Source organism: Bartonella sp. AA9NXGY, assembly GCF_042196845.1.
GTDB lineage: Bacteria > Pseudomonadota > Alphaproteobacteria > Rhizobiales > Rhizobiaceae > Bartonella.
Genome location: NZ_JBHIRB010000086.1, coordinates 1 through 1,019, shown reverse-complemented (window position 1 = coordinate 1,019; position 1,019 = coordinate 1). Strand labels below are relative to the sequence as shown.

The following is a 1,019-nucleotide window of genomic DNA, read 5'->3' as shown; positions in this document are numbered from 1 at the left end:
AGAAGTTCTGAGATAGCAGAATCGGCTTCTGGGAACACAACAAAATAAAGCGGTTCATTTTTATTCTCCGCATGTTGCTCTGCATAAACAGCCGCCTCATAGGGTGTTGTAAGAATACCATTGAGGAAAAAATGAACCTTGCCATCAGAACCTTTTTGTAAATTCTGTTGTTCTTCATCCGTTAAATAATGTGCGTGAGGAAACAATCCCGCCATTCCAAGCAAATGCAAGGATGGCGGATTGTTAATCATCACAAACAGCAAAACTTAAGGCTGGCATTTGCGACTATTTTTATATTTTTTACAAAACGGGCTGTTCAAGCGCTTCTTGACACTGCGCTGTGGAACAACAGCGCCTGGACGACAAATGGGCAAGTTTTCGGCTTTATGGTTTACACACCACCCCCCCCCCTTTCATCTTTATAGCGGAATCCTGATTGAACCATACAAGCATGAATTGTTGCTATTGCATTATTACTGAGCTTGCTGCTTTCTGGATCCTTATCATAAGGGGTTGGCATACCACATTCTAACAAGCCTTTTCCTACCTCAGTAAAATCTGCTCCCGGTTTCTCCCAAGCAGTCAAATATCCTGAAGGAGGTTTATTAAACTGACATCCAGCTATACTTAACAAAGTTACAGCACTTAATAATTTTACGATGTGTTTCATTTTTTACTCCATGATTTACTTAAAGGAAATTGTTCACGATGAGATGAACCATAATCATATCTACATTTATAACCTGCATCTCCAAGACAAGTATGGGAACTTATGGGATTCATGATCACTCTCAACCATTCTGTCCAAACGTTACTACCAGCAGGGAGTGTCCCGTAGGTATAGCCATTGCCGCCAATAATTCTGCTGACAAAGTCATATCTATTCCCATCAAAGCCAATAGTGGTTTGTTTGCCATCACTCACATAATCTAACAGACCGGCTGCAACTAAAACATTAAAGGCTGGTCCATAGAGATTGATAGTCGTGTTTTCGTTGGCTATACCGTGAACACCTTCTT

At 40.8% G+C, this 1,019-nt stretch carries 3 pseudogenes; all 3 read right to left on the bottom strand.

Annotated features, from left to right (window positions below):
• A pseudogene (locus ACFIM6_RS09935) lies at positions 1-251 on the bottom strand (filamentous hemagglutinin); the annotation flags it as partial.
• A 15-nt stretch (positions 252-266) separates the two neighbouring features.
• Positions 267-670: pseudogene (locus ACFIM6_RS09930) on the bottom strand (hypothetical protein).
• Positions 667-1,019, bottom strand: a pseudogene (locus ACFIM6_RS09925) (filamentous hemagglutinin); the annotation flags it as partial. The pseudogenes ACFIM6_RS09925 and ACFIM6_RS09930, both read right to left, overlap by 4 nt.